7 protein-coding genes are annotated in these 9,011 nt (G+C 33.4%); 5 read left to right on the top strand and 2 right to left on the bottom strand.

The features are described 5' to 3' along the window. Positions 1-36: 36 nt before the first annotated feature. Together ACY2V1_RS09325 and ACY2V1_RS09320 are read right to left on the bottom strand one after the other, a co-directional pair. A complete protein-coding gene (locus ACY2V1_RS09325; RefSeq protein WP_461834526.1) occupies positions 37-222 on the bottom strand; it encodes a hypothetical protein in 186 nt (61 codons plus the stop codon). Positions 223-945: 723 nt separating this feature from the next. After that, positions 946-1,905, bottom strand: coding sequence for an ABC transporter permease (locus tag ACY2V1_RS09320; protein ID WP_461834525.1), 960 nt, complete (start codon positions 1,903-1,905; stop codon positions 946-948). Positions 1,906-2,412: 507 nt separating this feature from the next. Here ACY2V1_RS09320 and ACY2V1_RS09315 point away from each other — a divergent pair. The 5 genes from ACY2V1_RS09315 to ACY2V1_RS09295 form a co-directional block, all read left to right on the top strand. Continuing rightward, positions 2,413-3,267: a tetratricopeptide repeat protein gene (locus ACY2V1_RS09315; RefSeq protein WP_461834524.1), complete on the top strand. Its 855-nt coding sequence runs from the start codon at positions 2,413-2,415 to the stop codon at positions 3,265-3,267. Continuing rightward, positions 3,258-4,121: a type II secretion system protein N gene (locus ACY2V1_RS09310; RefSeq protein WP_461834523.1), complete on the top strand. Its 864-nt coding sequence runs from the start codon at positions 3,258-3,260 to the stop codon at positions 4,119-4,121. Before ACY2V1_RS09315 ends, ACY2V1_RS09310 begins: the two co-directional genes overlap by 10 nt. Positions 4,122-4,131: 10 nt before the next feature. After that, entirely contained in the window at positions 4,132-6,102 is a 1,971-nt protein-coding gene (gene gspD, locus ACY2V1_RS09305) for a type II secretion system secretin GspD (protein ID WP_461834522.1), read from the top strand. Between the two features lie 28 nt (positions 6,103-6,130). After that, positions 6,131-7,816, top strand: coding sequence for a type II secretion system ATPase GspE (gene gspE / locus ACY2V1_RS09300; protein WP_461834521.1), 1,686 nt, complete (start codon positions 6,131-6,133; stop codon positions 7,814-7,816). Between the two features lie 3 nt (positions 7,817-7,819). After that, a partial coding sequence (locus tag ACY2V1_RS09295) for a type II secretion system F family protein (protein ID WP_461834520.1) occupies positions 7,820-9,011 on the top strand: 1,192 nt, incomplete at its 3' end.

Here is a 9,011-nt window from a genome sequence, read left to right as displayed (position 1 = left end):
AACTGGCTCGTTTATGCCCCAATGGGAAGTCCGTTTTTACATTACCTTTGACACTTCTAAAGCAACTGCCCAGGGTTTCGGCAAAGAGTATACCCAAAGTTTTAAAGCATTACGATTGACCTCAATAGTGCCTCGAGAGATAATTTTGCCGTCTTTTTGTTTTACGCGGAAAGCAATAACTTTTTTGTGGACATCAAGTCCTACAAAGTGTATATATTCCATAGTAAGCATCCTCCTTTTATGACAACATGTCTTTTTGTATGTGTTTTTATTATCACAACACTATTTTATCAACAAAATAGGGGAGGGCACTCACTTCAGTACTTATACATTTAAACAGGATTCTATGATTATACCAAAACTAAGTCCCTTATCCGTTCCTGAAAAATTCCTTTTACCTTGTGGATTTGGCCTTAGCTGTTCTATACTTTTTGTTTATTTTTTGCCCTACACCTCTTTCTTAAATGCATTTGTAGCTACTTTATTTTTCAGCTTTCTAGGGGGTAGCCTTGTTGGATGTCTTTTTATTTTAGGTTTACTTTATCTCTCCGAGCTTTTTGTCCTCTTTTATCCAAAGCTCAAGTTCCTCTACCTCCATCTCCTTTATATCCTGACACGAAAAATAAAATCCATACGTCACTAATACTACCGAGGGAATATATTTAAATCTTTCATGGCCTCCTGTAATCTCATATGAGCTACCATCTCAGTTTTTACATTACCTATGAGGAACCCTATGTCTCAGGAAAGATGTCGCCTTAAGAAGACAAAAAAGAGATTCTTTTTTTGATTTCTATCTTATCAGCCTTCCCCCTACGGGGAAAGGGAAATTTTTATACGGACTGAAGGAGGTTTTTAACTTTATTTGTTATTTGTTTTTTATTTTTGCATTCTCGTCCAATAATGGTCGTTTTTATAATTGACACTCAATCCAACTCCCCCAACTTAAATCCTTATCCTTGGGTCAACAATCATATACAAAAGGTCTGATATAAATGTCCCAATTAATACAAGGACAGCTGAAATAAAGTTAAGGGTCAAAATAACAGGATAGTCTCTGGCCAATATTGCCTGATAGGCCATAAGACCAATCCCTGGCCATGAGAAAATAGATTCAATAATCACAGATCCACCTATAAGGCCAGGAATAATCAAACCAAACATTGTGACAAAGGGGAGGAGTGCATTTTTTAAGGCGTGTTTATAAATTACATCGTCTTCAGACAGCCCTTTTGCCCTTGCTGTTCTTATGTAATCAGCGTCCTGTACCTCTATCATCTCATTTCTAACATATCTGGACAAGATGGCTATCCCACCAGCTGCAGATAAAAGGGAGGGAATAAGAAGGTGCCAGAGTCTATCCATTAGAGAAACCAAAAAATTTTTAGACACAACACCAAAGGTCTTCATACCAATTACAGGTACATGGAGGTAAGTTACAACAAGTATTATCAAAACATATGCAAAGAAAAATCCAGGGATGGAAATCAGCACATAGGCAATAAATGTAGTGGTCCTGTCAAACATAGATCCCCTATTAATGGCGCTTTTTATGCCAACAGGAAAAGATAGGGTCCAGGTTATCAATGTCCCTATTAAAAATAAAGGAAGGCTATTTAAAAACCTCTCCCAGATCTTTTTTAATACTGGTTGATTGTCCTGCCAAGATAGACTTCTACCTGTAAAAAGGTCTCGATAAAAAAGAAAATATTGCTCATATAAAGGCTTATCTAAATGAAAATGTTGCCTGTATCTCTTTAAAAGCTCTGGGGTAAATTTTGGATTCATTGGGTCTATCTGAGACGGCTTGCCTGGTGCCAGATAAATAATCAAAAAGGATATAATTGACACAAAAACAAGAGTTATGGACTTTTGCACTAAGTTTCTTAGAATAAAATCAAACATAATCCACCACTAACCGTGATTCGTGACTCGTGATTCGTGAATAGAAAGAGGGAACGGTGAACCGTGATTCGTGATTCGTAACTCGTGAACAGGAAGAGGGAAGAGTAGTGAACCAATACACTAATACACCAATATACCAATAACCAATACACCACTACACCAATACACCAATATACCAATAACCGTGAACAGTGATTTATGATTAATTTCAATTAAGAATTCCCCTTTAGCAAAATAAAAGTAACCTTAACCCAATTTCTTTTATCTTTCAATGTGGAAAATATGGACGTTCAAAGAGTTAATGGGCGTATGGTTTAGAAGATTAAACCCAACAAACACACAAACCTAACAAACTCCAATTAAGTTGAGAATGGATGGTCTCAATGTTTATTAAGATCGCCAAATCTTGTAGATTGCCTTGACTAATTACATAAGATGTGACAGCTTTTGTTTCCAATGAGAGCTTATCTTGGTTACCCAATTAACAAAAATTCCTTGGGAGTTATAATGAGTATAAGGTACTTAATATTTTTGATTATCATTACACAGCTTGGATGTGTTGCACCAAAATCTATCAAGAAAACAGGAACTCTTGAAAAAAAATTAACCCAAGTAAACAAGGCCATTATTGCAAGGGACTATGTGGGCGCATACCTGATGCTAAGTGAGTTAGAAAATACAGGTAAATTGAAAAGCAACTCAAATCTAAAATCCTCAATTCTGTTCAATAAGGCCTATTGTTTGATGATGCAAAAAAAATATAATGATGCAATAGATGTCCTAAATAAAGCCATTTCAACCTATCCCAAAAATATCAAAAATTATATATTAAGGGCATATATTTTCAAATTAATTGGGAAAATAGACAAATCAATTTTGGATTTAAAACAGGCAGAACAAATTGCTCCAAACAACGCAATAATAAAATACAACCTTGGATGTTTATATATTGACAAAGGCGATTATGATTCTGCTGTTAAAAAATTAAATGCTGCTGTAAAAATCCAGCCTGATTTAAAAGATGGATTTATAAACCTGGCTTATGCTCTATTTCATTTAAGTAAATACAATGATGCAATTTCAAATTTAAAAAAAGCTGCGTTACTGGATAATAAAGATGCAGATATCTATCTTAATATGGGTCTATCCTATGAAAAATTGCACCAATATGATAATGCAATATCATCTTATTCTGAGGCTATTAAAATCAATCCACAGTATATAAGTGGTTATATTAACCGAGGTCTTTTGTTTTTATCTCTGGGAAAAAATAATCTGGCATGTAGGGATTTTAAAAAGGCATGTGATTTAGGAGTATGTGAAAAATATAAAAACTTGAAAGAAATAATGGTTTGTCAATAATTAATAACATGAATATCAAAAAATTTAATTTATTATTTTATTTTTTCATTGCAAACATCATACTCTTTTTTGTCATTTTAACAATAAATAATTATATTTCTTATAAATTAAGATTAAATTCCATTAATTTAGAAATTATTAATTCCAAAGTAAAAAATAGATTTAGATTAAACTTTCAAAAACAGGATAATATTGACATAAATACTATTTTAAAAAGAAATCCATTTAAAGTAATAGAATCTATAAATGATAACAATAAAAATATTGAATCCCAGATAAAAGAGATTCCCATTGCTGACATAAAGGATTTTGAATTAAGAGGCATAATATGGTCTGAAGAAAAAAAAGATAGGATTGCAATTATTTATGATAAAAAACTCCAATTAGAAGGTATTTATAGCATTGGAGATAAACTTAGTGGAGCAACAATTAAAGATATAATGAAGGATCAGATTATAGTTAATATAAACAATAAGGACAAAAGAATTTTATTTTCAGACTTTACAAAGTTTGAAAATGGAATGAATTTTTCAAAAGAATTAAATTTTATAGTGTCAAAGCATATATTAAAGTCCAAATTATCTAATATGCCATCTTTGCTTCGTTCCATGAGGATTGTGCCATATTCAGCATCTGGAATTAAAGGCTTTAAAGTGGTTTCAATTAGAGATAAATTTATAAAAAATAGGTTGGGCCTAAAAAAAGGAGATATAATCCTATCAATTAATGGAAAACAGGTGACAAATATGGATAATATTATGCAGCTTTATTCCAAAGTCCAGGATATTGATCATGTGGATCTTGAAATTCTAAGAAATGGTCAAAGACAGGTATTATCTTATTCAATAAAATAGGATCAGGATCATGGTAAAGAAAACATGTAAAAAATTAATTTGCAGTTTTGTGTTACTCATTTTGTTGTGTCCTAACGCTACTCTGGCTTCAGACGTAAAGATAAGTATAAACTTCAAAGAAGTGCAATTAAAAAATTTTATCGAGTACATTGGAAAAGTTACAAACAAAAATTTTGTACTGGACCCCAATGTTGGATCAAGAAAGATTTCCATTATTTGCCCAAGACCCATGAGTTTGGACGAAGTATATAAGGTCTTTGAATCAGTATTGCAGGTTTATGGATTTACCACTATTCCTGGAAAATATGTAATCAAAATTGTTCCCTCTGCACACGCACGGAGGCAATATAATCCCGTTGAAACAGGCAAAACAAATAGGACAGACAGATTTATTACTCGGGTCATTCCTCTAAAATATGCCCCAGCTGAGGAAGTTAGACGAACCATAGTAAATATGATTTCCAGAGCAGGATTGGCTGTTACATATAGGCCAACCAATATATTGATAGTGTGCGATTTTGAATCCAATGTGCATAAAATTTTACAAATTGTAAAAAGTATGGATGTACCAAAGGGAGAGGTGGTAATTAAGACCTTTGACCTAAAGCATACTTCCAGCAAATATGTAGCAGAAATTCTCACTAAACTATTTTCATCTTTAATGCGTGTTGAAAACAAAAAAGGAAATATGGCTTCATTTCTTGCAATACCTTATGAGAGGCTAAACACTCTAGTTGTAGTAGCCCCTGCTAATATAATTGCCAAAGTGGAAGGTCTAATAGTAAAATTAGACAAACCAGCTCCAGAAGGAACTGGCAATATCCATGTGGTTAAGCTAAAAAATGCAAGTGCAATAGACCTAGCAAAGGTACTTGTGCAACTTGCTGGCACAAAGGTATCTGGTAAAGATAAAGTTGCCAAACAGATAATATCCAGGGAAATTAAAGTAGTGGCAGATAAGGCCACCAATTCCCTGATAATAACGTCAACTCCTGAGGAGTTTAAGACCATATCAAAGATAATAGAAAAGCTGGATATTCCAAGAAAACAAGTCTTTATAGAAGCCATGATAATAGAGGTAAGTGGTGAAAATAGTTTTAATTTTGGAATAAATTGGCAGGCAATGGGAAAAATAGGATCAGAAGGTCATGAAAGCTTCCTAATGGGGAATATAAATGGAGGCATTGGGACCACCTTTGACGAAGTAAAACAAACTATCACAGATATCTCAACTCTTGCTCCATTCACCTTTGGTATAATATCCTTTCCTTTTACCTATGATGCAAATAACGACGGGGTAATCTCCTCTGATGAGAGATTTTACAATGCAGGGTCGCTTATCCATGCAGCTTCTACCAAAAATCAGGTAAATATTATATCCCGCCCTCAATTAACAGTAATGGAAAACGAAGAAGCAAGTGTCATAGTTGCAGAAAATAGACCTTTTCAGACCAAAATAGAAACAACGGATACCCAGGATTATGCCAACTTTGAGTATAAAGACATTGGAATCACTTTGAAGGTTACACCACAAATAAATGATTCTGGATTTGTTAAAATGAAAATTTACCAGGAAGTCAGTAGAGTTGATGAAACCCTAACCACATCTTCAACATTTAGTTTAAGACCCATAACTAAAAAAAGGGCAGCTGAAACAACTGTGGAGGTAAAAAATGGTGCCACAGTTGTAATTGCAGGACTAATAGAAGAACAGGATAGTGGCAGTAACACAAAGGTACCACTTCTTGGGGATATACCAATACTTGGATATCTCTTTAAAAATATAGATAGAAAAAAATCTAAAAAAAACCTGATGATATTTATAACGCCTCATATAGTGGGGACAAACGAAGAATTTAAAAAACTCAGTCAGGAAAAAATGAAATATATAAATAGTATAAAATACGATGTAAATGGCAAAGTAGAACCAATAAAAAAAGATTTTAAAATTTATCCTCCAGAACTATTAATACTAAAATAGGCTAGTTAAAAAAGGAACTACTTAAACCATGTTAGTTGAAAATTTTGCCATTGAAATATTATACAATAAGAAAATATTAAAAACAAAAGAAGATTTTAACTTAAATAATTTAAAAAAAATAATATCAAATGTAAATTTATTATACAAAGGACAGGATATTTCAGAAGAAGAATATCTTAAAATAATGTCGTTTTTGCTAGATATTGAATATACAGAAGAAATTCATTATAAAGACAAAGCCCAGGAGATAATAAAAAAGATTCCCATGCACTATTTAAAGAAATATCCTATTTTTTTATTAGATGATAATTCATATATAAAGGTATATATAAACGATCCTTTTAACTTTGAACCATTAAACGACATTTCAGCACTCTTCAATAAACCAGTTATTCCAATATTGTGTTCTTCAAAAAAAATTTTAGACTCCATAAATTACGTATATGGAGAGATGGAACAGGATCTTGAAAATACTTTAGAGAACATTGTTCAAGAAGATCCTGTTGATATATTAAAAGAGCTTGAAGACATATCTGACTTATTAGAAGACCACGATCAGGCCCCTATTGTTAAGCTGGTAAATCAAATACTCACCCAGGCAGTTAGATTTGGGGCAAGTGATATCCACTTTGAACCTTTCAAGACCTACACCAGCGTAAGATATAGATTGGATGGAGTGCTGTATAATCAACTTAGATTATCTTCCAAATTACATCCACTAGTGATTTCCAGAATAAAGGTAATGGCTAAATTAAATATTGCAGAAAAAAGACTTCCCCAGGACGGAAGGATAGAGATAAAGGTGGGAGACAGGACTCTAGATTTAAGGGTCTCCACCATGCCCACAGCTTTTGGGGAGAGGGTGGTTTTAAGATTACTGGAAAAGGGCAAACGATTGCTTAAACTTGATGAGATAGGACTAAGTGAAGAATTACTTGCCCACATTAAAGCCTTAATAACTATTACCCACGGAATAATCCTAGTAACAGGCCCAACAGGTAGTGGAAAGACCACAACCCTTTATGCAGCTTTACAAGAAATAAATACGCCAGATAAGAATATCTTAACAATCGAGGATCCCATAGAATATCAGATAAACGGAATTAGCCAGACACAGGTAAATCCTAAAATCGGACTCACATTTGCCAAAGGCCTCAGGACCATGGTTAGGCAAGACCCTGATGTGATTTTAGTTGGGGAGATAAGGGATAGCGAAACTGCCAAGATAGCCATTCAAGCTGCCTTAACAGGCCACCTGGTGCTTTCAACCTTACACACAAATGATGCCCCCTCTGCAATAACCAGACTCGTTGATATGGGTATTGAGCCATTTTTGGTGTCATCAGCAGTGCGGGCTATTATTGCTCAAAGACTTATTAGAACCCTATGCGAAAATTGCAAGGAAGAATACACCCCTTCTCCCCAAGAATTAAAACAAATTGGAGTTAACGCACAAAAGGATATTAAATTATACAGACCAATTGGATGTGATGAATGTATAAGTACGGGATTTAAGGGAAGGACTGGTGTATTTGAAGTATTGAGCGTAACAAAACAAATACAATCCCTTTTGCTTACCACCTATGACAGCAATATAATTTCACAAAAGGCCAGGGAAATGGGCATGAAGACCCTAAAAGAGTTTGCAATAGAAAATCTACTTCTAAAGGGAAGAACATCCTTAGATGAAGTCATCAGGATAAGCAGGATCTAACCTATGCCCTTATTTGAATACAAAGCCATAGACAAAAAGGGTAAAATCAAAAAGGGAGTAATAAGCGGTCCTAACCTAAAGGCTGCCAGGGACAACATCAAGGCACAAGGCCTATACCCAACAGAAATTTTCAGTACCAATGAAAAAGAACAAACAGAGGACGCAACAAAATCCATTTCCTTTACTGGACTTTTGACTAGAAAAGGTGGAATGGAATTTGTCTACTGTATGAGACACCTAGCTACACTCATTTCGTCGGGACTTCCCCTGGATCTATCGCTAAAATCCACTATTTCCCAGGTTAAAAATAGCTATTTAAAAAGATCCATGATGCAGATCCTAGAAGATATCAAAGGAGGTATGTCATTTGCGAAAGCCTCTTCTAATTTTCCAAAACTATTTCCAGCATCTGTTATTGCCATGATAGAGGCTGGAGAGTCGTCTGGATCTCTAGATGTAGTTTTAGAGGAAATCGCAAATTTACTTGAAAACTCAGCTGATTTTAAGAGAAAAATAATTACAGCTATTGTATATCCCATGTTTATATTAATAGTTGGGATTATGGTGGTTATATTTTTACTTAGCTTTGTTGTACCTAAGATAACAATGATCTTTGGAGAATTAAATCAAGCTTTACCTTTACCAACTAAAATATTATTATGCATAAGTTCTTTTTTCAGGTCTTTTTGGATAATAATAATACTTTTACCAATTTTCACAATATTTTTATTTAAATACCTATATACTAATACTAAACTTAAGCCTAAAATAGATAAATATTTATTCTCTGTATGGATTATTGGAGATATATACAAAAAAATAATCTTATCAAGATTCTCAAATATACTTGGAATGCTACTTAAAAATGGACTTCCCTTAATTAATTCTTTACACATAGTTAAAGGTGTTTCTCAAAATACCATTTATCAGAATTCAATTGAAAAAATAATAAAAGATGTAAGTCAAGGTAAAAATCTAAAAGATGCTATGGAAAATACTATGTTATTTCCAGCATATATTATTCAGATGGTCAGTGCTGGAGAAAAATCTGGAAGACTTGATGCACTTTTACTTAAAATTGGAGATAGATTAGAAAAAGAAATATCTTCAAAATTAAGTATTGCAACTTCATTACTTGAACCAATACTCATATTAATATTAGGTGGAGTTGTGGGATTTGTAGTAATTTCGATCT

This window comes from Desulfothermus sp. (assembly GCF_053993635.1).
This window is presented reverse-complemented; position numbering and strand designations above follow the sequence as displayed.